The sequence below is a fragment of the Micromonospora sp. DT62 genome (genome assembly GCF_049847285.1).
Taxonomy (GTDB): domain Bacteria; phylum Actinomycetota; class Actinomycetes; order Mycobacteriales; family Micromonosporaceae; genus Micromonospora; species Micromonospora reichwaldensis.
The window spans coordinates 127,812-151,859 of the sequence record NZ_JBNCOB010000013.1; the positions used below are offsets into that span (position 1 = coordinate 127,812).

Genomic DNA, 24,048 nt, shown 5'->3' on the forward strand with positions numbered 1-24,048 from the left:
CTTTATGGGGTGTGGGGTAATGGCAACCCGCAGGCCTTTGGAGCCTTGAGCTCCTGGTTCGAATCCAGGCACCCCAGCTCACACCGCGTCTCACGGCATTCGTGTGGCCATGCCGAACGGCGGCTCGATGTCTGGTTAGCATGGCCGCGAGACTGTTCGCCGTCCCGACGGGAGCCCGTGTCGTGTCCCAGCCCCACCTCCGCACCGTTGTCGTGCTCGCCGCCGGTGAGGGCAAGCGGATGAAGTCGGCGCTGCCCAAGGTGCTGCACCCGCTGCTCGGCCGTACCCTCGTCGGCCACGTGCTCGCCGCCGCCGCTCCGCTGGCCGCGGACCGCACGGTGGTCGTGGTGGGGCACGGTGCCGACCAGGTCCGCGCGCACCTCGCGGAGATCGCCCCCGAGGCCACCCCGGTGCTCCAGGCCGAGCAGCTCGGCACCGGGCACGCCGTCCGGATCGCGCTGGACGCCGCGCCGGACGCCACCGGCACCGTGGTCGTGATCAACGGTGACGTGCCGCTGCTCCGCCCGGAGACGGTGGCCGCGCTGGTGGCGGCGCACGAGGAGGCACGCGCGGCGGCGACTGTGCTCGCCGCCGAGGTGCCCGACCCGACCGGCCTGGGCCGGATCGTGCGCGACACCGACGGGCGGCTGGAGCAGATCGTCGAGGAGCGCGACGCGACCCCCGCGCAGCGGGCGATCCGGGAGATCAACGCTGGCATCTACGCGTTCGACGCCGCCCGGCTGCGCGACGCGCTGGGCAAGCTGTCGACCGACAACGACCAGGGCGAGGAGTACCTGACCGACGTCTTCGCCCTGCTGGGCTCGGCCGGCGAGCCGGTGGCGGTGCACGTGGCGGCGGACCACGTGGAGACGCTGGGCTGCAACGACCGTGTCGAGTTGGCCGCCCTGCGCCGGCTGCTGCGCGACCGGGTCAACGAGGCGTGGATGCGTACCGGGGTCAGCCTGCTCGACCCGGACACCACCTGGATCGACGTGACGGTAGCTCTCGACCGGGACGCGGTGGTCGACCAGAACACCCAGCTGCGCGGCGGCACGGTGGTCGGCACGGGCGCGGTGGTCGGGCCGGACGTGACGCTGATCGACACCGTCGTCGGCCCGGGCGCCACGGTGCTGCGCAGCCACGCGGTGGGCGCGGAGGTCGGTGCGGGCGCCAGCGTCGGGCCGTACGCGTACCTGCGGCCGGACGCCCGGCTCGCCGAGAAGGCCAAGGTCGGCACGTTCGTCGAGGTGAAGAACTCGGAGGTGGGTGCGGGCGCGAAGGTGCCGCACCTGTCGTACGTGGGGGACGCGACGATCGGCGCGAAGGCGAACATCGGCGCGGCGACGATCTTCGTGAACTACGACGGGGTGAACAAGCACCGCACCACGGTCGGCGAGGGTGCGTTCGTCGGCTGCGACACCAGCCTCATCGCGCCCGTCGAGGTGGGTGCCGGGGCGTACGTGGCGGCGGGCAGCGCGATCGCGCAGGACGTGCCGGCGGGCGCGCTCGGGGTGACCCGGGCGCCGCAGCGCAACCTCGACGGCTGGGTGGCCCGCAAGCGGGCGGGCACGGTCTCCGCCGAGGCGGCAGCGCGGGCCCAGGCGGCGGATGAGGGTGCGTCGGCGGCGGGACTCAGGGCAAGTGAAGGTGAGGCAATCCACGGGGACGCCGAGCCGGTCAGGTCGGCCTCGGGCGCGGGGGATACTGCAACCGAATAGTCCCCGGCCCACCACCACCGCCGGGTACCACCGACCAACGGGAGCAGACGGGCCCATGGGCAGCATCGTCGCCGAAAACCGCAAGAGCCTGATGCTTTTTTCCGGACGTGGCTTTCCGGAGTTGGCCAAGGAGATCGGTGAGGTGCTCGGCGTCGCGCCGACGCCGGCCGACGCGTACGAGTTCGCCAACGGTGAGATCTTCGTGCGGTTCAAGGACTCGGTACGCGGTTCGGACGCCTTCGTGGTGCAGTCCGTCACGCACGGGGTCAACACGTGGGTCATGGAGACCCTGATCATGATCGACGCGCTGAAGCGCGGTTCGGCCAAGCGCATCACCGTGGTGCTGCCGTTCTACCCGTACGCCCGGCAGGACAAGAAGCACCGCGGCCGGGAGCCGATCTCGGCCCGGCTGGTGGCGGACCTGCTGAAGACGGCCGGGGCGAACCGGATCCTCACCGTCGACCTGCACACCGCGCAGATCCAGGGCTTCTTCGACGGCCCCGTCGACCATCTCTTCGCGATGGACATCCTCGCCGAGTACGTCCAGCACAAGTACGCCGGCCGCCCGATGACGGTGGTCGCGCCGGACTCGGGCCGGGTACGGGTGGCCGAGCGGTGGACGGACCGGCTGGGCGGCTGCCCGCTGGCGTTCATCCACAAGACCCGGGACCCGCTGAAGCCGAACCAGGTGGTGGCGAACCGGGTGGTCGGCGAGGTCGAGGGCCGGGTCTGCCTGATCGTCGACGACATGATCGACACGGGCGGCACGATCTGCGGGGCGGCGGACATCCTCCGGGAGTCCGGCGCGGCCGACGTGATCGTGGCCTCGACGCACGCGCTGCTCTCCGACCCGGCGACCGAGCGGCTGAAGAACGCCCCGATCAGCGAGGTCCTGGTGACCAACACGCTGCCGTTGCCGCCGGAGAAGCAGCTCGACAAGATCACCGTGCTGTCGATCGCGCCGCTGCTGGCGCGGGCGATCCGCGAGGTCTTCGACGACGGCTCGGTGACGACCCTCTTCGGCGGCCTGAGCTGACTGTCTGACGCCGGGCCGGGCGGGCACCGCCGCCCCCGGTCCGGCGTCGGCGCTCCGACAGCGGCGACGCTGCGTCGACCGGTCAGGGGCGGGGAGGCCGGTCGGCGGCGGGCCGGCCCGGCGGCCGAGCGGTCGCCCTACGGCGGCGACGGGCGTCGCCCGGTGACGGTGCTGCCAGGGCAGGTCCAAATCGCCCTGCGGGCCTGCGGGAACGGTGATAAGGGGACTGCCGGAACGCGCGGAATCAGCTCGGGTAGACTGGTGCGGTTGCCACGGCGAGGGTGCCCGGCGGGCCGCTGCGAAGCGCCGCACGGAGGCACCGTCATCGACGCGGTGCTCCGGGCAGTCGTTCTCGACGCATGAGCCCCAGCGAGCCCCTCGCCCCAGCACCGCCAGACGACAAGCCGCCGCAGCGAAAGCATCAGGAGTTCTCCCGTGTCCGAGGTAAAGATCAGCGCCGAGCCCCGCACCGAGTTCGGCAAGGGTGGTGCCCGTCGTACCCGCCGGGCCGGCAAGGTGCCCGCCGTGCTGTACGGCCACGGCGAGAAGCCCAAGCACATCGCGCTGCCGTCGCGTGAGTTCGCCGCCGCGATCCGCAAGGGCGGCGCCAACCAGCTCTTCGCGATCGAGGTCAGCGACGGCACCCAGGTGCTGGCGCTGCCGAAGGCGATCCAGCGCGACCCGATCAAGGACACCTTCGAGCACGTGGACCTGCTGCTGGTCCGCCGGGGCGAGAAGGTCACCGTCGACGTCCCGGTGCAGCTGACCGGCGAGGCCGCGAGGGACACCCTGATCGTGCACGACCACGACACCCTGTCGGTCACCGCCGACGCCACCAAGGTGCCGGACCACCTGGAGGCCTCGATCGAGGGCCTGGAGGCCGGCACCCAGGTCACCGCCGGCGACGTGGAGCTGCCGGCCGGCGTCGAGCTGGCCGCCGACTCGGAGCAGACCGTCGCTTCGGTGACCGCCGCGCCGACCGCCGAGCAGCTCGAGGCCACCCTCCCCGAGGTCGAGGAGGCCGCCGAGGAGGCCGAGGCCGGTGTCGGCGAGGAGACCGCCGAGGCCGCCGAGGCTCCGGCCGCGGAGGGCGAGGAGAACGCCGAGGCGAAGACCGAGGCCTGATCGGTTCGCATCGTTGCGACAGGCGTCCCCGCGCGGTCGGGGGCGCCTGTCGGCGTATCGGTGTCCGGGCGGGCGGGTGACGGCGAGCAGCGGGAGGGGCGGGGCGTGACGGACGAGACGGGGCCGTGGCTGGTGGTCGGCCTGGGCAACCCGGGTCGGGAGTACGCCGGCAACCGGCACAACGTCGGCTTCATGGTGGCCGACCTGCTGGCGGGTCGGCTCGGCGCGAGGTTCGGCCGGCACAAGCGGGCGGTGGCGGAGGTCGCCGAGGGGCGGCTCGGTCTCGGCGGGCCGAAGCTGGTGCTGGTCAAGCCGCTGACGTACATGAACCTCTCCGGCGGGCCGGTGACCGGTCTGGCCCAGTTCCACAAGGTGCCGCCGGGCCGGGTGGTCGCGGTGCACGACGAGTTGGACATCGGGTACGGGCAGGTGCGGGTGAAGTGCGGCGGTGGCGAGGGCGGGCACAACGGCCTGCGCTCGATGTCGAAGTCGCTGGGCACGAAGGAGTACGTCCGGGTGCGGTTCGGCATCGGCCGGCCCCCGGGGCGGCAGGACCCGGCGGACTACGTACTGTCGGATTTCGGCGCGGCGGAGCGCAAGGAGCTGGAGTTCCTGGTGGACCGGGCCGCGGATGTGGTGGAGTCGGTGATCACCAGGGGCGTGGAGCCGACGCAGAACCTCTTCCACGGGGTGTGAGGGCCGGCTCGGGCGCTGGGGGCCGGTAGTCTTCGCCTTTCGGCGCGACGGGACCGTCGGGGCGGCTCGTCGGCGGCGGCGTGCCGGGGTGCGGAGCACGCGAGGCGACGGGAGCAGGAGTCATGGGCAGTCCTCCGATGATCGACGGCGCTTTCGCCCGGTGGCTGGCGGCCCGGGCCGGTCAGGCGCTGCTCGGCCTGCGGTCCGAGATGGGGTTCGCCGACGCGGGGGCGTTGAAGTCGGCGGGCGACAAGGTCTCGCACGACCTGATCCGCACCGAGCTGGCGAAGTGGCGGCCGGCTGACGCGGTCCTCTCCGAGGAGGACGAGGGTTCGCGGCTGGCCTGGGCGGCGGAGGTGAACGTCGAGGCGGTCTCCCGGCTGACGGCCGACCGGGTGTGGATCGTCGACCCGCTGGACGGCACCCGGGAGTTCGCCGAGGAGGGCCGTTCGGACTGGGCGGTGCACGTGGCGCTCTGGGCGCGTGACGCGCCGACGCCACACGGGCTGGTGGCGGGCGCGGTCGGGCTGCCGGCGCAGCAACGGGTGCTGGGCACCGACTATCCGCCGGCGTACCCGCAGCTGACCCCGGAGGCGGCCGCGGCGCCCGGCGGGCGGACGATCCGCCTGGCGGCGAGCCGGAGCCGGCCGCCGGTGTTCCTGACCGACCTGGCGGAGGACGTCGGGGCGCACCTGGTGCCGATGGGCTCGGCCGGGGCGAAGATCGCCGCGGTGGTCACCGGTGAGGTGGACGCCTACATCCACGCGGGCGGCCAGTACGAGTGGGACTCGGCCGCGCCGGTCGCTGTGGCGACGGCCACCGGGCTGCACGCTTCCCGGATCGACGGTTCTGCGCTGAGATACAACGAGGCGGATCCGCGCCTGCCGGACCTGCTGGTCTGCCGCAAGGATCTCGCCAGTCGGTTGCTTGCAGCGTTGCAGCGTCATTCCGGGTAGCCTGAGCGGCACTTCTTGGCATGCCCGACCGGAAAGGTCTGGAATATCGATGAGCGGATTCGAGCGAAGCGAGCCCGTGTCATGACCGCCCCCGCCGCCTACCAGGTGTCGCACCTCGACGCGCTGGAGGCCGAGAGCATCTTCGTGATGCGCGAGGTGGTCGCCGAGATGGAGCGGCCGGTGCTGCTCTTCTCGGGCGGCAAGGACTCGATCGTGATGCTCCGGCTGGCCCAGAAGGCGTTCGCCCCGGCCAACATCCCGTTCCCGGTCATGCACGTGGACACCGGGCACAACTTCCCCGAGGTCCTGGAGTACCGGGACCAGCGGGTCGCCGAGCTGGGGCTGCAACTGGTGGTGGCGAGCGTGCCGGAGGCGCTGGCCAGCGGTCTGGTGCGGGAGTCGGGCGACGGGATGCGTAACCGGATCCAGACGCCGGTGCTGCTGGACGCGGTGGAGAAGCACCGGTTCGACGCGCTCTTCGGCGGCGCCCGCCGCGACGAGGAGAAGGCCCGGGCCAAGGAGCGGGTGTTCAGCTTCCGCGACGAGTTCGGCCAGTGGGACCCGAAGAACCAGCGCCCGGAGCTGTGGTCGCTCTACAACGGCCGCCACCACCCGGGCGAGTCGATCCGGGTCTTCCCGCTGTCGAACTGGACCGAGCTGGACGTCTGGCACTACATCGCCCGTGAGCGCATCGCCCTGCCGTCGATCTACTACGCCCACGAGCGCGAGGTGGTCGAGCGCGACGGGATGCTCTACGCGGTCAACGAGTTCTTCCGTCCCCGGGCGGGCGAGGACCGGTTCAAGGAGCGGGTGCGCTACCGGACGGTGGGCGACGCGTCCTGCACGGCGGCGGTCCGTTCCGACGCCGACACGGTCGAGAAGGTCATCGAGGAGGTCGCCGCCACCCGGATCACCGAGCGCGGCGCGACCCGGGGTGACGACCGGGTCAGCGAGGCCGCCATGGAGGACCGCAAGCGGGAGGGCTACTTCTGATGACCACCGAGACCGTCGCGCCCACGGCCGCCGAGACGCCCGGCAGGCCGATGGACCTGCTGCGCTTCGCCACCGCCGGCAGCGTCGACGACGGCAAGTCGACCCTGATCGGCCGGCTGCTCTACGACACGAAGTCGCTCTTCACCGACCAGCTCGCCGCCGTCGAGGCGGTCAGCGCGGCCCGGGGCGACGAGTACACGAACCTGGCGCTGCTCACCGACGGCCTGCGGGCCGAGCGCGAGCAGGGCATCACCATCGACGTGGCGTACCGCTACTTCGCCACCCCCCGGCGGAAGTTCATCATCGCGGACACCCCGGGGCACATCCAGTACACCCGGAACATGGTCACCGGGGCGTCGACGGCCGACCTGGCGCTGATCCTGGTGGACGCCCGCAAGGGCCTGGTCGAGCAGTCCCGCCGGCACGCGTTCCTCTGCTCGCTGCTGCGCGTGCCGCACCTGGTCCTCTGCGTCAACAAGATGGACCTGGTCGACTTCTCGCAGGAGGTCTTCGAGCGGATCGCGGACGAGTTCACCGCGTTCGCCGCGAAGCTCGACGCGCCCGACCTGACGGTGGTGCCGATCTCGGCGCTGCGCGGCGACAACATCGTCACCCGGTCGGAGAACATGCCCTGGTACGAGGGCCCGTCGCTGCTGCACCACCTGGAGCGGGTGCACATCGCGAGCGACCGCAACCTGGTCGACGTCCGGTTCCCGGTGCAGTACGTGATCCGCCCGCAGTCCACCACCGTCACCGACTACCGGGGCTACGCCGGCCAGGTCGCCTCCGGCGTGCTGAAGCCGGGCGACGAGGTGATGGTGCTGCCGTCCGGGTTCACCAGCCGGATCGCCGCCGTGGAGACCGCCGACGGGCCGGTCGCGGAGGCGTTCCCGCCGATGTCTGTGACCGTACGCCTGGAAGACGAGATCGACATCTCCCGGGGCGACATGATCTGCCGTCCGAACAACGCCCCGGCGGTGTCCCAGGACATCGAGGCGATGGTGTGCTGGATGGACGAGACCCGTCCGCTCCAGGTCGGCGGCAGGTACGCGATCAAGCACACCACCCGCTCCGCGCGGGCGATCGTGCGCGGGCTGCACTACCGGCTGGACGTCAACTCGTTGCACCGCGACGAGTCCGCCGACGGGCTCGGGCTCAACGAGATCGGCCGGGTGCGGTTGCGGACCACCGTGCCGCTGCTCGCGGACGAGTACCGCCGCAACCGCACCACCGGCGGCTTCGTGATCATCGACGAGGCCACCAACCGCACCGTCGGCGCGGGGATGATCGTCGAGGCGCAGTGAGTCCCGCCGACGGGCGGGTGCCGACGCCCGCCCGTCGCCTGCCGGGCTGACCGCGCCCGGCGCAGGGCCCCGGGCCGGCAGTCGCCGCTGCCCGCCGGGCGGCCGGCGGGGTCGCCGCGTCGGTGCTCAGTCCAGCCGGGTCGCGCCGGGGCCGGGCAGGACGGTGACGTGGCCGGGCGCGGCGAAGCCCCGCTCGGCGTACGCGGCCGTGACGGCGGCGGCGACCGCGTCGGCCCGCTCCGCGTCGACGAGGGCGAGGACGCAGCCGCCGAAGCCGCCGCCGGTCATCCGGGCACCGAGCGCCCCGGCGCCCAGGGCCGCCTCGACGGCCGTGTCGATCTCCGGGACGGTGATCTCGAAGTCGTCGCGCATCGAGGCGTGCGAGGCGGTCAGCAGCGGGCCGATCTCGCGTACCCGCCCGGCGCGCAGCAGTGCGACCGTGTCGAGCACCCGCTGGTTCTCGGTGACGACGTGCCGTACCCGGCGGCGGGTCTCGTCCTCGTCGAGTCGGGCCAGGGCGTCGGCCAACCCGTCGGCCGGGACGTCCCGTAGCGCCGCGACGCCGAGCAGCCCGGCCGCCCGCTCGCAGGAGCCGCGGCGGGCGGCGTACTCGCCGTCGGCGTGCCGGTGCGGGGCCCGGCTGTCGACGACCAGCACGGCGAGGCCGGCGGCGTCCAGGTCGAAGGGGACCTGCTCGACGGACTCGTCCCGGCAGTCGAGGAAGAGCGCGTGCCCGGCGCGGCACCGGATCACCGCCGACTGGTCCATGATCCCGGTCGGCGCGCCCACGTAGTCGTTCTCCGCGCGCTGGGCCAGCCGGGGCCGTCGCTCGGCGGGCAGGTCCAGCCCGCCCAGGTCGACCAGGGCGGCCAGCACGGCGGCCTCCAGCGCGGCCGAGGAGGACAGCCCGGCGCCCAGCGGCACGTCGGAGGCGATCGCCAGGCGCGCGCCGGGTGCCGCGTGCCCCGCCTCCCGCAGCGCCCAGACGACCCCCGCCACGTACGCCCCCCAGCCGTCGATCCGGCCGGGCTCGGCGAGCTCGTCGGCGCCGAAGGTGATCGTCTCGCCGGTGAGCTCGGAGCAGACCGTCCAGGTGTCGCCGGGCTGCGGGGCGGCTGCCACCACCGTGCGCAGCGGCAGGGCGAAGGGGAGCACGAAGCCGTCGTTGTAGTCGGTGTGCTCGCCGATGAGGTTCGCCCGCCCGGGAGCCGCCCAGCGGCCGGCGGGCGGCTCGCCGTACGCCGAGCGGAAGCCGGCGGTGGCGCGGGCAGCGACGTCGTCGGTCACCGCGGCCCCACGACGTGCGTGCGGTAGAAGGCCCAGGCGTCGGTGACGATGTCGGGCAGGGTCGGCTTCTGCGGCACCCAGCCCAGCTCCTCGCGGGCCAGCGCGGACGACGCGACCAGCTCGGCGGGATCGCCCTCGCGGCGCGGCGCCACCTCGACCGGCACGGGGTGGCCGGTGACCTCGCGGACCACGTCGACCACCTGCCGGTTGGTGAAGCCGTTGCCGTTGCCCAGGTTGTAGATCCGGTGCTGACCGGCGGTGGCGGCGCCGAGCGCCAGCAGGTGGGCGCGGGCCAGGTCGGCGACGTGGATGTAGTCGCGCACGCAGGTGCCGTCGACGGTCGGGTAGTCGTCGCCGAAGAGCTGGAGCTTCTCCCGCCGGCCGGCGGCCACCTCCAGCGCGATCGGGATCAGGTGGGTCTCGGGGTCGTGCCGCTCGCCGAGCGCGACGTCGCCGTCGAGGTACGCGCCGGCCACGTTGAAGTAGCGCAGCGAGACGGCGGCCAGGCCGTGCCCGATCGCCTCGGAGGTGAGGGCCATGTCGACGGCGAGCTTGGTGGCGCCGTACGTGTTGGTGGGGGCCTTGACCGCGGTCTCCGGGATCGGCAGCTCGGTGGGGTTGCCGTAGACGGCGGCGGTGGAGGAGAAGACCAGGCGGGGTACGCCGGCGGCCCGGACGGCGTCGATCAGGGCGATCGAGCCGACCGTGTTGGCGTGCCAGTAGAGCTCGGGCCTGGTCATCGACTCGCCGGCGGCGATCAGCGCGGCGAAGTGCAGCACCCCGTCGAAGCCCGCGCCCGGGGTGAGCACCCGCGCGGCGTCGTGGATGGACGCGTCGACGTACGTCGCGTCGGGGGCGAGCGCCTCCCGGTGGCCGGTGCGCAGGTCGTCGAGCACCACCACCTCGTGGCCGGCGTCGAGCAGCATCCGGGTCACCACGCTGCCGATGAAGCCGGCGCCGCCGGTGACGAGCAGTTTCACGTCGGTCTCCTCCTGCCTGGCCGCCCGGTCGCGGCCCGTGTCGTGATCACCCTACGGCCGGTCGCCCGGTGGCCGCCCTCCGTCGGCGACCTTGCTATTCCACCATGATTCCCCAACTTCGAACAGAGCCGAACACGGACAGCCCGCCGGCGTCGTGCTGTCTACCATCACAGTCATGCGGGAAGCGGGTCCTCCCGGGCCGCGGCGACGCGCCCGGAGCCGGCCAGGCCGCGAGCCGGGGCCGCTGCCCCGGGCCGTCGGCCGGATGGTGGTGCGCGCCGCCGACGCCGCCACCCGGGCGGTGACGGCCCTGCTCGGCACCAGCCCGGCGGCCGGCCGGGAGCGGATCAGCGAGGCGGAGCTGCGCGACCTGGTCGCCGCCAACACCCTGCTCGACCCGGTCGAGCGCCGGATCATCGACGAGGTGCTGGTCGCGGGCGCGAGCCTGGTCCGCGAGGTGATGATGCCGCGCACCGAGGTCGTCTTCCTCTCCGCCCGGCTCACCATCGCCGAGGCGGAGCGGCTGGTCCGGGCCGAGACGCACACCCGCTACCCCGTGGTCGACGGTACCCACGACGACGTGGTCGGCTTCGTGCACCTGCGCGACGTGCTGCTCCGCCCCGACCTCGACCCCTGCACCACCGTCGGCGAGCTGACCCGGGAGGTGAAGCGGCTGCCCGGCAGCAAACGGGTGCTCGCCGCGCTCAGCGAGATGCGCCGGGAACGCCACCACCTCGCCGTGGTGGTCGACGAGTACGGCGGCACCGCCGGCATCGTCACCCTGGAGGACCTGATCGAGGAGCTGATCGGGGAGATCCACGACGAGTACGACACCGCCCCCGACCCGGTGCACGCGGGCCTGCCCGCCGTGGTGGACGGCCGGCTCAACCTCGCCGACTTCGCCGAGCGCACCGGGGTGAGCCTGCCGCCCGGCCCGTACGAGACGGTCGGCGGATTCGTGATGGCCGCGCTGGGCCGGCTCCCGGTCGCCGGCGACGAGGTGCCGGTGACCGCTGGCCCGTCCGGCGACGGCGGCGCGGCACCCGACGACCCGTCCGGCGGATGGCTGCTGCGGGTGCTCACGCTGGAGGGACGACGGGTGGCCCGGCTCACGGTCACCGCCGGGCGCCTACCGGAGCCACGGCGCGAGGCCGCCGCCCCGACACCGACGGGGCGGAGCCGACCCGCCGGCCCGTCATGACGCGCACCGGGTCTTGCTGACAGAATTGCCGCCATGTCCGACGTACCCGCCCGCCCGCGCGTCTTCTCCGGCATCCAGCCGACGGCCGACTCGTTCCACCTCGGCAACTACCTGGGCGCCGTGCGGCACTGGGTGGCGTTGCAGGACACCCATGACGCCTACTACTGCGTGGTCGACCTGCACGCGATCACCGCGGGGCACGACCCGAAGACGCTCATGCAGCGCTCCCGGATGGCGGCCGCCCAGCTCTTCGCCGTCGGCCTCGACGCGGAGCGCAGCACGCTCTTCGTGCAGTCGCAGGTGCCCGAGCACTCGCAGCTGGCCTGGGTGCTGGGCTGCATCACCGGCTTCGGCGAGGCGAGCCGGATGACGCAGTTCAAGGACAAGTCGCAGAAGCAGGGCGGCGAGCGGGCGAGCGTGGGCCTGTTCACCTACCCGGTCCTGCAGGCCGCCGACATCCTGCTCTACCAGGCCAACGCCGTGCCGGTGGGCGAGGACCAGCGCCAGCACCTGGAGCTCTCCCGCGACCTGGCCCAGCGGTTCAACTCGCTGTTCGGGCCGACCCTGACCGTGCCCGCGCCGCACATCGTCAAGGACACCGCGAAGATCACCGACCTCCAGGACCCGACGGCCAAGATGTCGAAGTCGTCCTCGTCGCCGGCCGGCATCGTCAACCTGCTGGAGGACCCGGCCCGCTCGGCCAAGAAGATCCGTTCCGCGGTCACGGACACGGGGCGGGAGATCGTCTTCGACACCGGGACCAAGCCCGGCATCTCCAACCTGCTGACCATCTACTCGGCCCTGAGCGGGCGCAGCGTCGACGACCTGGTCGCCGCGTACGCAGGCAAGGGCTACGGCGACCTGAAGAAGGACCTCGGCGAGGTGGTGCGGGAGTTCGTCGGCCCGATCCAGGAGCGCACCCGGACCTACCTCGACGACCCGGCGCAACTGGACAAGCTGCTCGCCGCCGGCGCGGAGAAGGCCCGCGCGACCGCCGGCGAGACGCTACGCACCGTGTACGAGCGGGTGGGCTTCTTCCCGCCGGTGCGCGGCGAGTAGCGCCCCGGCGGGACGGGTGAGGGCGGACGGGCCGGTGGCCGGAGGGATGACGCACAGCGTGGATCGCAGGGACGGGACGCCGGACGCCGGTGACACCATCGAGATCGGCATCGCGGTCGACATCCCGGAGCCGTGGGGCGGCATGCTCACCCGGCGGCGGGTCGAGGCCGGCGACCCTCGGGTCGTGCCCGCGCACGTGACCCTGCTCGGGCCGACCGAGATCCCGGTGGCGACGCTGCCGGCGGTGGAACGGCACCTCGGGGCGGTCGCCGCCGCCCACCTGCCGTTCACCCTGCACCTGCGGGGCACCGGCACGTTCCGGCCGGTGACCCAGGTCGTCTTCGTGGCGGTGGCCGCCGGGATCAGCGAGTGCGAACTGCTCGCCGCCGCGATCAGGGCCGCCCCCGAGCTGCACCGCGAGACGCGCTTCCCGTACCATCCGCACGTCACGGTCGCGCAGGACGTCGCGCCGGAGGCGCTGGACCGGGCGTACGAGGACCTGGCCGACTTCTCGGCCATGTTCGAGGTCGAGGCGTTCACCCTCTTCTCGCACAGCGGGCAGACCCGGTGGCAGCCGCGCCGGGACTTCCGGCTGGGCGGCTGAGCGGTCGCCCGGGTGCGCCACGAGCGCCACGGTGCCCACCTCCCCGACGCCGGCCCACGCCGGACGACCGACGCCCGGTGCGGGCCGGCGTCCGGTTGCCCGCGCGGGGGCGAAAGATCGGCGAGGATGACGGCGTGAACGTGCTGGGCCGTATCGAGGCGGGCATCGACCGCAGGATCAGCGCCGCGCGCCGCCGGTGGGGCGTCGCGGACCACCTGTGGCGGGCCGGCGTGCTCTACACCGACGTGCTGGGCGGGCGGCTGGCCGCCGCGATCGCCTACTACGGCTTCTTCGCGGTCTTCGCGCTGGCGCTGGTCGGGTACTCGATCTTCGGGGCCATCCTGGAGGACAACGACGAGGTCAGCGACGCCGCCGCCGACTTCCTCCGGGAGAACCTGCCGTTCCTCGACCCCGTGCAGATCGCCGACAGCAGCGGCACGGTCGGGGTGGTCGGCCTGATCATCCTGGCGTTCACCGGGATCGGCTGGGTGGAGGCGATCCGCTCCTCCCAGCGGCTCATGTACGGGCTCAACCAGCAACCGGGCAACCTGGTGGTCCGCCGCCTGGTCGACCTCGGCGTGCTGGTGATCATCTTCGTGCTGCTCGGCGTCTCGGTGGCGGCGGTGGACACCCTGGAGTCGCTGCTGCGCTTCCTGCTGCGCAGCACCGGCTCGGCGGGCCTGACCACGGTCAGCGCGGTGCTCAGCGTGCTGGTCAACGCGGTGCTGGCCACCCTGCTGCTGGTGGCGGTGCCGAGGCTGCGGATGACCCGGTCCCGGCTGCGCCCCGTGGTGCTGCTGGTCGCGGTCGGCATCACGCTGCTGAACACCGTCGGGCGCTTCTACGTGGTACGCACCGAGCGGAACCCGGCGTACACGGTCGTGGCGGGCGCCGTGGGTCTGCTGCTCTACCTCTACCTGCTCAACCAGCTGGTGCTCTTCGGCGCGGCGCTGGCCGCGACGAGCCCGCGCGGTCGGGTGGTGGACCTGGCGGCGAGCCCGGCGCCGGCCGAGACGGACGCGGAGACGGATCCCGGCACCCCGGGCGGGGCCGGATGAGCGGGGGAGCGGGCGTGCGGATCTCGGTCGACCAGGCCTCGGCGGTGCCGCCGTACGAGCAGGTGCGCGGGCAGCTCGCGGAGCTGATCGGGACGGGCCGGCTGGCGGTGGGCACCCGGCTGCCCACGGTCCGAGGGTTCGCGGCCGACCTCGGGCTGGCGGTCAACACCGTGGCGCGGGCCTACCGGGAGCTGGAGGCGGCCGGTCTGCTGGAGACCCGCGGCCGGCACGGCACTTTCGTCGCGCCCGGGCGCGACGACGCGACGGACCGGTTGCAGCGGGTCGCGGCCGACTACGCCGCCGAGGCCGCCCGGTTGGGCGTGCCGCCCGCGGCGGCGCTGGCTCTGGTCCGCGCGGCGTTGGACGCGGCCCGACCGGGCTGACGCGCGTGGGAGTCCCGACAGCCACGACGGCGGTGAAATAGGGGCGAATGCCTCCCGGTCCGGGGGCGTGACGGACCATGATGGGCGCGTGGGCGCACTCGTGACACTGGACCTGCCGGACGACTCGCCGATGCTCGGCCTGCCGTGGATCATCACCTTCGGTCCGCTCGGCGACGCCGACGAGTGGGAGCCGGTGGTCTGCGGCCCCTACGAGCGGCCGCACGCCCTCGCGCTGGCCGAGGCGATCGTCGCCGAGGAGCAGCTGATGGCGGTGGTCGAGCCGCTGCTGCCCGCGGTCTCGGCCGAGGAGATCCGGGGCGAGATCGCCGCGGCGCAGGTCGCCGCCGAGGACGAGGCGGCGCAGCTCGACCAGGCCGACCTCTACGGCGACTTCGAGGACACCATCGACGAGGAACTGGAGGCGGCGGCCGAGGAGGCCGACCGGGCGGAGCCGCTGGCCCCGCCCACCGAGGCCGAGCTGCGGGCCGGCTTCGGGCGCATCGCCGCGAAGCTCACCGGCGGCGTCTGAGCCCATCCGGGCGGGCGCATCCAGATGGACGCCGGCGCCGCCGGAGCGGACTCCGATGACGCCGGCGCCACCTCACCCCCCCACCACAAGGGGTCGATGGCCCAGTCGCCCGTCGGCGCGGGGCACGACGAACGACCAGGTCGATGACGGGTTACCCGCTCAGCGCCGTTCGAACCAGGCTGCCGCGTCGATTCCGAGCAGATGGCCGGAGCCCTGCCCGGTGAGCGGCTCGCTGGCGGCGATCGGCACGCCGTACCCGTCGATCAGGGCCGGCGCACCGCTGATGTTGACCACGCAGGTCAGCACGGTGTCGCCGGCGGCGCGGCTGAAGGCGAGCACGCCCGGCCCGGCCTCCAACCAGGTGACTCCGCCCGCGTCGGCGGCCAGCGCCGGGTGTTCCCGGCGGATCCCCAGCGCGGTGCGGTAGAGCTCCAGCGTCGAGCCGGGCACGCCGGCCTGGGCGGCGACCGAGAGGCCGCGCCAGGTCGCCGGGGCCGGCAGCCAGCTCAGTTCGCTGCCCTGCGGCCCGAAGCCGTACGGGGCCAGCTCGCCGCTCCACGGGATCGGCACCCGGCAGCCGTCCCGGCTCTCGCCGGTGCGCAGGAACGCCGGGTCCTGGCGCAGCTCGTCCGGCAGGTCGAGCACCTCCGGCAGGCCCAGTTCCTCGCCCTGGTAGATGTAGGCGCAGCCGGGCAGGGCGAGCATCAGCAGGGTGGCGGCCCGCGCCCGGCGCAGCCCCTCGGCGCCGTCGCCGTAGCGGGTGACGTGCCGCTGCTTGTCGTGGTTGGACAGCACCCAGGTGGTGGGCGCGCCGACGATCGTCGACTCGGCGAGCGCGGTGTCGATGACCTTGCGGAACGAGTCGGCCGACCAGGTCGCGTCGAGGAAGTCGAAGCTGAACGCCTGGTGCAGCTCGTCCGGGCCGATGTAGCGGGCGAGGCGCTGCGGGGTCTCGGCCCACGCCTCGGCGACCGCCATCCGGCCGCCCGGGTAGCTGTCCAGGATCGGCCGCCAGGCGCGGTAGATCTCGTGCACCTCGTCCTGGTCGAAGTAGGGGAGCCGGCCCTTGCCGAGCAGTTCCGCCTGGCGCTGACCGGTGGTCATCGAGCTGAACCCGACGTCCGGCAGCCCCTCGGCCTTGATCATGCCGTGCGCCACGTCGATCCGGAAGCCGTCCACGCCCCGGTCGAGCCAGAAGCGCAGGACGCCCTCGAACTCGGCGCGCACCTCGGGGTGGCGCCAGTTCAGGTCCGGCTGGGCCGGGTCGAACAGGTGCAGGTACCACTGGCCGTCGTCGATGCGCGTCCAGGCGGGGCCGCCGAAGATGCTCTCCCAGTCGTTCGGGGGCAGCTCGCCGTTCTCGCCCTTGCCCTCGGCGAAGAGGTAGCGCGCGCGCTCGGCGGAGCCCGGTCCGGCGGCCAGCGCCGCCTGGAACCACGGGTGCGCGCTGGAGGTGTGGTTGGGCACCAGGTCGACGATGATCCGCAGGCCGAGGGCGTGCGCGTCGGTGATCATGTTGTCGAAGTCGGTGAGGGTGCCGAACATCGGGTCGACGTCGCGGTAGTCGGCGACGTCGTACCCGCCGTCGATCATCGGGGAGGTGTAGAAGGGGGTCAGCCAGAGCGCGTCCACCCCGAGGTCGCGCAGGTACGGCAGGCGCTCACGGATGCCCTGGAGGTCGCCGACGCCGTCGCCGTTGGAGTCGGCGAAGCTGCGTACGTACACCTGGTAGACGACCGCGGAGCGCCACCAGTCGTCGTCGGAGGTCAGCGGTGTGGGGTTGCTGACGGTCATCGGTGGCGTTCCCCGTTCTGTGGCGCGGGACGGCGGCACCCGGCGTGGCGCGGGTGCGGGTGCGGTGTCTGAGCAGAATGCCGCCCGTGACTGCAAGAGTCAAGCATTCCTTGCGCAAGAAATGGCGTGGGTCACGGTGCGCGGCGACCCTCGACCGCCCGGCCCTCCCGGAAGCGGGCCGTCAGGGCGGCGGGCGCGGGCGGTCAGGCCGGGACGGCGAGCGCGGGCGGGGCCGGGCGCTGCCGCGTCGGGGCGCCCGGGGCCGGCCGCGCGGCGTCGGTGGGGGCGACCGCGGTGGAGCCGCGCACCACCAGTTCCGGGCGGAACACGTACTCCGAGTGCGGGGCGGCGTGCCCGTTGATCTCGTCGACCAGGGCCCGGACGGCGGCGACGGCCATCGCGGCCACCGGCTGCCGCATGGTGGTCAGCGGCGGGTCGGTGAAGGCCATCAGCGGGGAGTCGTCGTAGCCGACCACCGACAGCTCGCCGGGCACCGACATGCCGCGCTGCCGGGCGGCCCGGATCGCGCCGAGCGCCATCAGGTCGGAGCCGCAGACTATGCCGGTGACGCCGCGCTCCAGCAGCCGGGCGGCGGCGGCCTCGCCACCCTCCACACCGAACAGGGAGAGCTCGGCCAGCTCGTCGAGGCCGGCCTCGTCGACGCCGACCAGCCGGCCCATCGCGGCCCGGAAGCCGGCCACCCGGCGCTGCACCGGCACGAACCGGTCCGGGCCGGTGATCAGGCCGATGCGGCGGTGCCCGAGCGCCACCAGGTGGGCCACGGCCAGCTCGGTGGCCTCGCCGTCGTCACAGGAGACGAAGGGCGCGGGGATGCCGGGCGCGTACCCGTTGATCATCACGACGGACAGCGGGCGGGCGATCAGGGCCCGGTAACGGTCGTGGTTGGCGGCGGTGTCGGCGTGCAGGCCGGAGACGAAGACTATTCCGGAGACCTGCCGGTCCAGCAGCATCTCGACGTACTCGTCCTCGGTGACCCCGCCGGCCGTCTGGGTGCACAGCACGGGGGTGAAGCCGCTCTGCGCCAGGGTCGACTCGATCACCTGGGCGAAGGCGGGAAAGATCGGGTTGTCGAGTTCGGGGACCACCAGACCCACGAGGCCGGCGCTGCGCTTGCGTAGCCGGGCCGGGCGCTCGTAGCCGAGCACATCGAGGGCAGTGAGTACGGCCTGCCGGGTCTCGGGGGCCACTCCCGGGCGGTCGTTGAGCACCCGCGACACCGTGGCCTCGCTGACTTCGGCCTGTTGGGCGATGTCGGACAGTCGAGCGCGCATGGGCGCACTTTAGCTCACGGGCAAGTTCTTGCGTACACTTCTGCAAGCCCTTCCATTCTCTGAAACCTCTTGCTAACGTCCCCGCAACACGCGAGAGCAGCGGCGCAGCACGCCGAGCGCCGGTTGGCAAGAAACTTACAGAGCTTCCACTGGCGGGTCCGCCCTTCCCCCGGCGTGCCGCCATGACGACAGGAGTACCGATGCGCATCCGTACCGCGGGTGTGGTCGCCGTCCTCGGCCTGGCGCTCGCCGCCTCGGGCTGCGGCAGCGACAGCAGCGACGAGCCGGCCGCGAAGGAATCCAGCAAGGCCGCCACCGGCGGCAAGCTGGTGATCTGGGCCGACGACAAGCGCACCGCCGCCCTCAAGCCGTTCGCCGAGAAGTTCGGCAAGGAGAACGGCGTCACGGTCGAGGTCCAGGCCGTCTCCAAGGACCTCCAGACCAACTTCGTCACCGCCTCGCAGCAGGGCAGCGGCCCGGACGTCGTGGTTGGCGCGCACGACTGGATCGGCAACCTCGTCCAGAACGGCGCCATCGACCCGGTGCAGCTCGCCGCCGAGCAGAAGAGCGGCTTCAACGAGACCGCCGTCAAGGCCGTCACGTTCAACGGCCAGATCTACGGCGTGCCCTACGCCATGGAGAACCTGGCGCTGATCCGCAACACCGAGCTGGCCCCCGAGGCGCCGAAGACCATCGAGGACCTGGTCGCCGCCGGCAAGAAGCTCAAGGCCGAGAAGAAGGCCAGCGAGATCCTCTGCCTCCAGTCCGGCCAGAACGGCGACGCCTACCACATCTACCCGCTCTACACCTCCGGTGGCGGGTACCTCTTCGGCACCGGCGCCAACGGCGACTACGACCCGAAGGACCTGGGCGTGGGCAAGCCGGAGTCGATCGAGGCGTTCAAGAAGATCGCCAAGCTCGGTGAGAAGGGCGAGGGCGCGCTGAAGCGCTCGATCACCGGCGAGAACTCGATCGCCACGTTCACCGGCAAGAAGTGCGCCTACCTGGTCTCCGGCCCGTGGGCCATCGCGGACGCCAAGAAGGCCAACATCAAGTACGACATCTCCCCGGTCCCCGGCTTCGCCGGTGGCAAGGAGGCCCAGCCGTTCGTGGGCGTCCAGGCGTTCTACGTGGCCGCCAAGGGCAAGAACAAGGCCCTGGCCCAGGAGTTCGTGGCCAACCACGTCACCACCCCCGAGCTGGCCGTGGCGCTCTACAACGCCGAGCCCCGCCCGCCGGCGCTGACCGCCGCTCTCGACCAGGTCAAGGGCACCGACCCGGACCTGGCGAAGTTCCAGGAGGCTGGCAAGAACGGCCAGGTGCTGCCGGCGATCCCGGCCATGGCCACCATCTGGGACCCGTTCGGCAAGGCCGAGGCCGCCATCATCGGCGGCGCCGACCCGGCCAAGACGATCACCGCGGCCGGCAAGACCATCTCCGGCCAGATCAAGTAATGAGCACGTCGCTGTCCGGCCCGGGGGCTGCCACGCAGCCCTCGGGCCGGGAGCCCGTCGACCCGGGCACGTCCCGCACCGCGCGGCACCACGCGCCGATCACCGTGACGGGGCTGCTCGTCAAGGTGCTCCTGCTCGGCCTGACCGCCGGGATCGCGATCTGGGCGGCCTTCCCGCTCGTCGAGGCGGAGATGTGGGCCGGGCTGGCGCTGCTGGTCGCCACCACCGCCGGCCTCTTCTACCTCTACCTGACCCGCCGGCACATCCCGGCGAAGTACCTGGTCCCCGGCACGCTCTTCCTGATCGCGTTCCAGATCGTCCCGGTGCTGTACACGGCGAGCACCGCCTTCACGAACTTCGGCGACGGCCACCGCGGCACCAAGGAAGACGCCGTCGTCGCCATCCAGACCGCCTCGGTCAAGCAGGTGCCCGGCTCCACCGAGTACGCCCTCTCCGTCGCCACCCAGGGCGACCCGGCGACCGGCCCGCTCGTCTTCCTGGTCAGCGACCCGGGCACCGGCACCGTCTCGGCCGGCGACGCCGGCGGGCTGCGCCAGCTCGACCCGGCCGACGTCACCGTGGCCCCGGGCGGCAAGGTCACCGCCGCCGACGGCTACACGGTGCTCAACTTCGGTCAGGCCAGCGCCCGCAGCCAGGAGATCACCGACCTGGTCGTGCCGACGTCCGGGGGCGCGCTGCGCTCCGCCGGCCTGTCCCGCGCCTACGAGGGCAAGGCGATCCGGGCGTACGACGCCGGCTGCGACTGCATCAAGGACACCGAGAGCGGCAGGACCTGGACGGCGGACGAGGAGACCGGCGCCTTCGTGGCCGCCGACGGCGAGCGGCTGGCCCAGGGCTGGAAGGTCACCGTCGGGCTCAAGAACTTCTCCCGGGTGCTCACCGACCCGGCCATCTCCGGGCCGTTCTTCGGCACGCTGCTGTGGAACTTCGCCTTCGCCATCGGCTCCACCGGCGGCACGTTCGTCCTGGGCATGGTCATCGCCCTGGCACTGCACTCGCCCCGGATGCGGGGCACCAACTTCTACCGGGTCCTGCTGATCCTGCCGTACGCCATGCCGTCCTTCGCGATGCTGCTGGTCTGGCGGGACATGTTCAACACCGACTTCGGCCTGATCAACAACCTGTTCGGGCTCGGGGTGGACTGGTTCGGCCAGGAGTGGTCGGCCCGGATCGCGGTGATCCTGGTGCAGCTCTGGCTCGGCTACCCGTACATGTTCCTGGTCGCCACGGGCGCGCTCCAGGCCATCCCGAAGGAGCTGACCGAGGCGTCCTCGGTCGACGGCGCGTCGCCGTGGCAGTCGTTCCGGTCGGTCACGCTGCCGCTGCTGCTGGTCGCGCTCTCCCCGCTGCTGATCGCGTCGTTCGCGTACAACTTCAACAACTTCAACGCGATCTACCTGACCACCGAGGGCGGCCCCTTCCCGGCGGACAACCCGACCGCGGGGGCGACGGACCTGCTGATCACGTACACCTACCGGCTGGCCTTCGGCGCGCAGGGCGCCCAGTTCGGCCTGGCGGCCGCGGTGTCGATCTTCATCTTCACCATCGTCGCGGTGGTGTCGGCGGTGAGCTTCCGGCGCACCCGTAAGCAGGAGGAGGTGTACTCGTGACCTCGCTCAGCGGCACTCCGGTCGCGGGCGGCGCGACCGGCGCCCCGGCCGTCAACCGCAACGCGGGCCGGCGTCGCAACCGGTGGTTCGCCCAGGTCGGCTGGCGCCACCTGGTGGGCGTGCTGGCCGTCGCGTTCAGCCTCTTCCCGATCCTGTTCGTGCTCTCGGCCGCGCTCAACCCGCTCGGCACGCTCTCCTCGACGGAGCTGGTGCCGACCGGGGCGTCGGTGGAGAACTTCACGAACCTGTTCGACCGTACGGCGTTCGGGTGGTGGTTCCTCAACTCGCTGCTCATCGCCGGGGTGGCCTCGTTCGCGTCGGTCTTCCTGTCGGCGCTGGCGGCGTACGCCTTCTCCCGGATGCGCTTCGCCGGCCGGCGGGTCGGGCTGCTCGCGCTCCTGCTGATCCAGATGTTCCCGCAGTTCCTGGCGATCGTGGCGATCTTCCTGATCTTCACGACGATCACCGACCTGTGGCCGGCGATCGGCTTCAACACGCCGTGGGGCCTGCTGCTGCTCTACCTGGGCGGCGCGCTGGGCGTGAACACCTGGCTGATGAAGGGCTTCTTCGACACGCTCCCCCGGGAGCTGGACGAGTCGGCCACGATGGACGGCGCCAGCCACTCCCAGGTCTTCTTCCGGATCATGCTGCCGCTGGTGGCGCCGATCCTGGCGGTGACCGGCCTGCTCGCCTTCATCGGCACCATCAACGAGTTCCTGATGGCGAACGTCTTCCTGACCAACAGCGAGTCCAAGACGCTCGCGGTCGGGATGTTCGGCCTGGTGGCCGGCGAACGCAACAACAACTTCGGGATCTTCGCGGCGGGCACCCTGCTCACCGCGATCCCCACGGTGCTGGTCTTCCAGATGGTCCAGCGCTACATCGTCTCCGGCCTCACCGCCGGAGCCGTCAAAGGCTGAGCCTCCTCGGCTCACCGCTGCGGCAAGGGCGTCGGCGTCCGACGTACACCGGAGCAGTCACGGATCGACCGCCGCGGTCGGGGAACCGGCCGCGGCGGGAGACCCATTTCTCTCCCCGTCCGACCGACGCGAAAGGCACCACCATGTCCCTGTTGCCGCACCACGACGGTTCCGCCCTGTACGTCCCCGAGCAGGAGCCCGCCCTCGGCGACGTCGTCGACGTCTTCGTCCGGGTGCCGGCCGGCGCCGACGTCCGGCAGGTGCACGTGCGCACCACCGGCGACGGCGAGCCCCGGTTCACCGAGGCGGTCGTCGACCGCACCGACGGCGCCGACGTCTGGTGGCGGGTGCCCGTCGAGGCCCGCAACCCGGTCAGCAACTACCGGTTCATGCTCACCGGCAGCCGCGGCAGCCGCTGGCTGAACGCCGCCGGCGTGGTGGGCCACGACGTGCCCGACAACGGCGACTTCAAGCTGGTCACCCACGCCCCGCCGCCCGCCTGGGCCCGCGACGCGGTGATCTACCAGATCTTCCCGGACCGGTTCGCCCGCTCCGCCGCCGCCGAGGGCCGCGAGCTGCCGGACTGGGCGATCCCGTGCGACTGGGGCACCCCGGTCATCGGGCGCGGCCCCGAGACGCCCCGGCAGTTCTACGGCGGCGACCTGGACGGCGTCGCCGAGCGGCTGGACCACCTGGACCGCCTCGGCGTGAACACCGTCTACCTGACCCCGGTCTTCCCGGCCCGCTCCAACCACCGCTACGACGCGGCCAGCTTCGACACCGTCGACCCGCTGCTCGGCGGGGACGCCGCCCTGGCCCGCCTCGCCGACGCCGTACGCGCCCGGGGCTGGCGGCTGCTCGGCGACATCACCAGCAACCACACCGGCGACGCGCACGAGTGGTTCACCCGGGCCGCCTCCGACGTGTCCGCGCCCGAGCGGGAGCTGTACTACTTCGACGAGGTGACCGGGGACTACGAGTCCTGGAACGGGGTCAAGTCGCTGCCGAAGCTGAACTGGGGCAGCGCCGAGCTGCGCCGGCGCTTCGCCACCGCCGACGACTCGCTGCTGCGCCGCTGGCTGCGCCCCCCGTACGGGCTGGACGGCTGGCGGGTGGACGTGGCGAACATGACCGGGCGGCGGGGCGCCGACGCGTACACGCACGAGGTGGCGGCGCTGCTGCGCGAGGTGGTCGCCCGCACCCGGGCCGACGCCCTGCTGATGGCCGAGCACGGCCACGACCACACCGGCGACCTCGACCGCGACGGCTGGCACGGCACGATGAACTACGTCGGCTTCACCGACCCGGTCTGGTCCTGGCTGCGGCACGGCGACCAACCCGTACCGAACTTCCTCGGCACACCGGGCGGGGTGGTGCGCCGGGACGCGGACGCGGTGCTCGCCACCATGGACGCCTACCGCTCGCTGGTCTCCTGGCGGTCGTACAGCCACTCGTGGCAGCTGCTCGGGTCGCACGACTCCGCCCGGATCCGCACGGTGGTCGGCGACGCCGCGCGGCAGGAGGTCGCCGCCGGCCTGCTCGCCACGATGCCCGGCACCCCGATGATCTTCGCGGGCGACGAGCTGGGCCTGACGGGCAGCAACGGCGAGGGCTCGCGTACGCCGATGCCGTGGCACCGGCCGGAGAGCTGGGACGCCGCGACGTTCGCCGCGTACCGCGCCCTGATCGCCCTGCGTCGCGCGGAGCCCGCGCTGCGCCACGGCGGCCTGCGCTGGCTGCACGCGGACGCGGACACCCTGGTCTTCCTGCGCGAGGCCCCGACGGGCACGGTGCTGGTGCTGGCCCGCCGCGCCGCCGGCGAGCCGGTGCGCCTGACCGGGCTGGGCCCGGCCGAGAACCTGTACGGCGGCGCCCCCGCCCTGCGCCCCGACGCCGACGGCGCGGTCACCCTCCCGGCGGACGGCCCCACCTTCCAGGCATGGCGGCTGCCCTGACTGTGAGGCTGGCCGGGTCGGTCCGTACGTGATGGGCTGATGGCTGGCGGCAGTGGATGTGACCCTTGCTCTG

Annotated in this window: 21 protein-coding genes and 1 tRNA gene; 18 read left to right on the forward strand and 4 right to left on the reverse strand. The window is 72.8% G+C overall.

Features of this window, described 5'->3' with window-relative positions:
- The first annotated feature begins 5 nt into the window (after positions 1–5).
- The 8 genes from ACPXCB_RS19395 to ACPXCB_RS19430 all read left to right on the forward strand — a co-directional run bounded on the left by ACPXCB_RS19395 (position 6) and on the right by ACPXCB_RS19430 (position 7,828).
- Positions 6–77 (forward strand) — tRNA-Gln (locus tag ACPXCB_RS19395).
- Between the two features lie 63 nt (positions 78–140).
- Entirely contained in the window at positions 141–1,718 is a 1,578-nt protein-coding gene (gene glmU, locus ACPXCB_RS19400; protein ID WP_425877042.1) for a bifunctional UDP-N-acetylglucosamine diphosphorylase/glucosamine-1-phosphate N-acetyltransferase GlmU, read from the forward strand.
- Positions 1,719–1,773: 55 nt separating this feature from the next.
- Entirely contained in the window at positions 1,774–2,754 is a 981-nt protein-coding gene (locus tag ACPXCB_RS19405) for a ribose-phosphate diphosphokinase (protein ID WP_151453461.1), read from the forward strand.
- Between the two features lie 435 nt (positions 2,755–3,189).
- Positions 3,190–3,879, forward strand: coding sequence for a 50S ribosomal protein L25/general stress protein Ctc (locus ACPXCB_RS19410; RefSeq protein ID WP_311413706.1), 690 nt, complete (start codon positions 3,190–3,192; stop codon positions 3,877–3,879).
- Between the two features lie 105 nt (positions 3,880–3,984).
- Positions 3,985–4,575 carry an aminoacyl-tRNA hydrolase gene (gene pth, locus ACPXCB_RS19415; protein WP_425877043.1) on the forward strand — a complete coding sequence of 197 codons (591 nt, stop codon included), beginning with the start codon at positions 3,985–3,987 and terminating at the stop codon, positions 4,573–4,575.
- Positions 4,576–4,697: 122 nt separating this feature from the next.
- Complete coding sequence (locus tag ACPXCB_RS19420; protein WP_425877044.1) at positions 4,698–5,531, forward strand: inositol monophosphatase family protein; 834 nt, start codon at positions 4,698–4,700, stop codon at positions 5,529–5,531.
- 81 nt (positions 5,532–5,612) lie between these two features.
- Positions 5,613–6,524, forward strand: coding sequence for a sulfate adenylyltransferase subunit CysD (gene cysD / locus ACPXCB_RS19425; protein ID WP_425877045.1), 912 nt, complete (start codon positions 5,613–5,615; stop codon positions 6,522–6,524).
- On the forward strand, positions 6,524–7,828 hold the full coding sequence (locus ACPXCB_RS19430) for a sulfate adenylyltransferase subunit 1 (protein WP_425877046.1): 1,305 nt from the start codon (positions 6,524–6,526) through the stop codon (positions 7,826–7,828). Before cysD ends, ACPXCB_RS19430 begins: the two co-directional genes overlap by 1 nt.
- Before the next feature lie 126 nt (positions 7,829–7,954).
- Here the strand turns inward: ACPXCB_RS19430 and galK are convergent, their stop codons facing one another.
- Entirely contained in the window at positions 7,955–9,115 is a 1,161-nt protein-coding gene (galK, locus tag ACPXCB_RS19435; protein ID WP_425877047.1) for a galactokinase, read from the reverse strand.
- Positions 9,112–10,095, reverse strand: a complete 984-nt coding sequence (galE, locus tag ACPXCB_RS19440) for a UDP-glucose 4-epimerase GalE (protein ID WP_425877048.1) — start codon at positions 10,093–10,095, stop codon at positions 9,112–9,114. Before galE ends, galK begins: the two co-directional genes overlap by 4 nt.
- A gap of 175 nt (positions 10,096–10,270) precedes the next feature.
- On the opposite strand from galE, the gene ACPXCB_RS19445 reads away from it, so the two are divergent.
- The 6 genes from ACPXCB_RS19445 (at position 10,271) to ACPXCB_RS19470 (ending at position 14,929) form a co-directional block, all read left to right on the forward strand.
- Complete coding sequence (locus tag ACPXCB_RS19445) at positions 10,271–11,296, forward strand: hemolysin family protein (RefSeq protein ID WP_425877049.1); 1,026 nt, start codon at positions 10,271–10,273, stop codon at positions 11,294–11,296.
- Between the two features lie 33 nt (positions 11,297–11,329).
- Positions 11,330–12,355: a tryptophan--tRNA ligase gene (gene trpS / locus ACPXCB_RS19450; RefSeq protein ID WP_425877050.1), complete on the forward strand. Its 1,026-nt coding sequence runs from the start codon at positions 11,330–11,332 to the stop codon at positions 12,353–12,355.
- A 46-nt stretch (positions 12,356–12,401) separates the two neighbouring features.
- The gene (locus tag ACPXCB_RS19455) at positions 12,402–12,959 is read left to right on the forward strand and encodes a 2'-5' RNA ligase family protein (protein ID WP_151453451.1); all 558 of its coding nucleotides are present in this window, start codon (positions 12,402–12,404) and stop codon (positions 12,957–12,959) included.
- Positions 12,960–13,093: 134 nt separating this feature from the next.
- Positions 13,094–14,017 carry a YihY/virulence factor BrkB family protein gene (locus ACPXCB_RS19460; RefSeq protein WP_425877051.1) on the forward strand — a complete coding sequence of 308 codons (924 nt, stop codon included), beginning with the start codon at positions 13,094–13,096 and terminating at the stop codon, positions 14,015–14,017.
- A gap of 14 nt (positions 14,018–14,031) precedes the next feature.
- Positions 14,032–14,400 (forward strand): GntR family transcriptional regulator, encoded by a 369-nt coding sequence (locus tag ACPXCB_RS19465; protein WP_425877052.1) that lies wholly within the window; start codon positions 14,032–14,034, stop codon positions 14,398–14,400.
- A gap of 88 nt (positions 14,401–14,488) precedes the next feature.
- A complete protein-coding gene (locus ACPXCB_RS19470; protein WP_425877053.1) occupies positions 14,489–14,929 on the forward strand; it encodes a hypothetical protein in 441 nt (146 codons plus the stop codon).
- 159 nt (positions 14,930–15,088) lie between these two features.
- Here ACPXCB_RS19470 and ACPXCB_RS19475 read toward each other — a convergent pair whose 3' ends face one another.
- Together ACPXCB_RS19475 and ACPXCB_RS19480 are read right to left on the reverse strand one after the other, a co-directional pair.
- Positions 15,089–16,723, reverse strand: coding sequence for a glycoside hydrolase family 13 protein (locus ACPXCB_RS19475; protein WP_425877054.1), 1,635 nt, complete (start codon positions 16,721–16,723; stop codon positions 15,089–15,091).
- Between the two features lie 203 nt (positions 16,724–16,926).
- Positions 16,927–18,015: a LacI family DNA-binding transcriptional regulator gene (locus tag ACPXCB_RS19480; protein ID WP_425877055.1), complete on the reverse strand. Its 1,089-nt coding sequence runs from the start codon at positions 18,013–18,015 to the stop codon at positions 16,927–16,929.
- 200 nt (positions 18,016–18,215) lie between these two features.
- Between ACPXCB_RS19480 and ACPXCB_RS19485 the strand changes: the two genes are divergently transcribed.
- From ACPXCB_RS19485 to ACPXCB_RS19500, 4 genes are all read left to right on the forward strand, one after another.
- Entirely contained in the window at positions 18,216–19,469 is a 1,254-nt protein-coding gene (locus ACPXCB_RS19485) for a sugar ABC transporter substrate-binding protein (RefSeq protein ID WP_425877056.1), read from the forward strand.
- Complete coding sequence (locus ACPXCB_RS19490) at positions 19,469–21,100, forward strand: ABC transporter permease subunit (protein WP_425877057.1); 1,632 nt, start codon at positions 19,469–19,471, stop codon at positions 21,098–21,100. Before ACPXCB_RS19485 ends, ACPXCB_RS19490 begins: the two co-directional genes overlap by 1 nt.
- Entirely contained in the window at positions 21,097–22,020 is a 924-nt protein-coding gene (locus tag ACPXCB_RS19495; protein WP_425877058.1) for a sugar ABC transporter permease, read from the forward strand. The genes ACPXCB_RS19490 and ACPXCB_RS19495 overlap by 4 nt, the downstream gene beginning before the upstream one ends.
- A 143-nt stretch (positions 22,021–22,163) precedes the next feature.
- Complete coding sequence (locus tag ACPXCB_RS19500; RefSeq protein WP_425877059.1) at positions 22,164–23,975, forward strand: glycoside hydrolase family 13 protein; 1,812 nt, start codon at positions 22,164–22,166, stop codon at positions 23,973–23,975.
- The last annotated feature ends 73 nt before the right edge of the window (positions 23,976–24,048 follow it).

Bases quoted from the DNA above. Each gene is read 5' to 3' on its own strand.
- ACPXCB_RS19430 (WP_425877046.1), top strand. From the start codon at position 6,524: ATGACCACCGAGACCGTCGCGCCCACGGCCGCCGAGACGCCCGGCAGG.
- ACPXCB_RS19485 (WP_425877056.1), top strand. From the start codon at position 18,216: ATGCGCATCCGTACCGCGGGTGTGGTCGCCGTCCTCGGCCTGGCGCTC.
- trpS (WP_425877050.1), top strand. From the start codon at position 11,330: ATGTCCGACGTACCCGCCCGCCCGCGCGTCTTCTCCGGCATCCAGCCG.
- ACPXCB_RS19475 (WP_425877054.1), bottom strand. From the start codon at position 16,723: ATGACCGTCAGCAACCCCACACCGCTGACCTCCGACGACGACTGGTGG.
- ACPXCB_RS19445 (WP_425877049.1), top strand. From the start codon at position 10,271: ATGCGGGAAGCGGGTCCTCCCGGGCCGCGGCGACGCGCCCGGAGCCGG.
- ACPXCB_RS19500 (WP_425877059.1), top strand. From the start codon at position 22,164: ATGTCCCTGTTGCCGCACCACGACGGTTCCGCCCTGTACGTCCCCGAG.
- ACPXCB_RS19405 (WP_151453461.1), top strand. From the start codon at position 1,774: ATGGGCAGCATCGTCGCCGAAAACCGCAAGAGCCTGATGCTTTTTTCC.
- cysD (WP_425877045.1), top strand. From the start codon at position 5,613: ATGACCGCCCCCGCCGCCTACCAGGTGTCGCACCTCGACGCGCTGGAG.
- glmU (WP_425877042.1), top strand. From the start codon at position 141: ATGGCCGCGAGACTGTTCGCCGTCCCGACGGGAGCCCGTGTCGTGTCC.
- ACPXCB_RS19455 (WP_151453451.1), top strand. From the start codon at position 12,402: ATGACGCACAGCGTGGATCGCAGGGACGGGACGCCGGACGCCGGTGAC.
- ACPXCB_RS19480 (WP_425877055.1), bottom strand. From the start codon at position 18,015: ATGCGCGCTCGACTGTCCGACATCGCCCAACAGGCCGAAGTCAGCGAG.
- ACPXCB_RS19490 (WP_425877057.1), top strand. From the start codon at position 19,469: ATGAGCACGTCGCTGTCCGGCCCGGGGGCTGCCACGCAGCCCTCGGGC.
- ACPXCB_RS19420 (WP_425877044.1), top strand. From the start codon at position 4,698: ATGGGCAGTCCTCCGATGATCGACGGCGCTTTCGCCCGGTGGCTGGCG.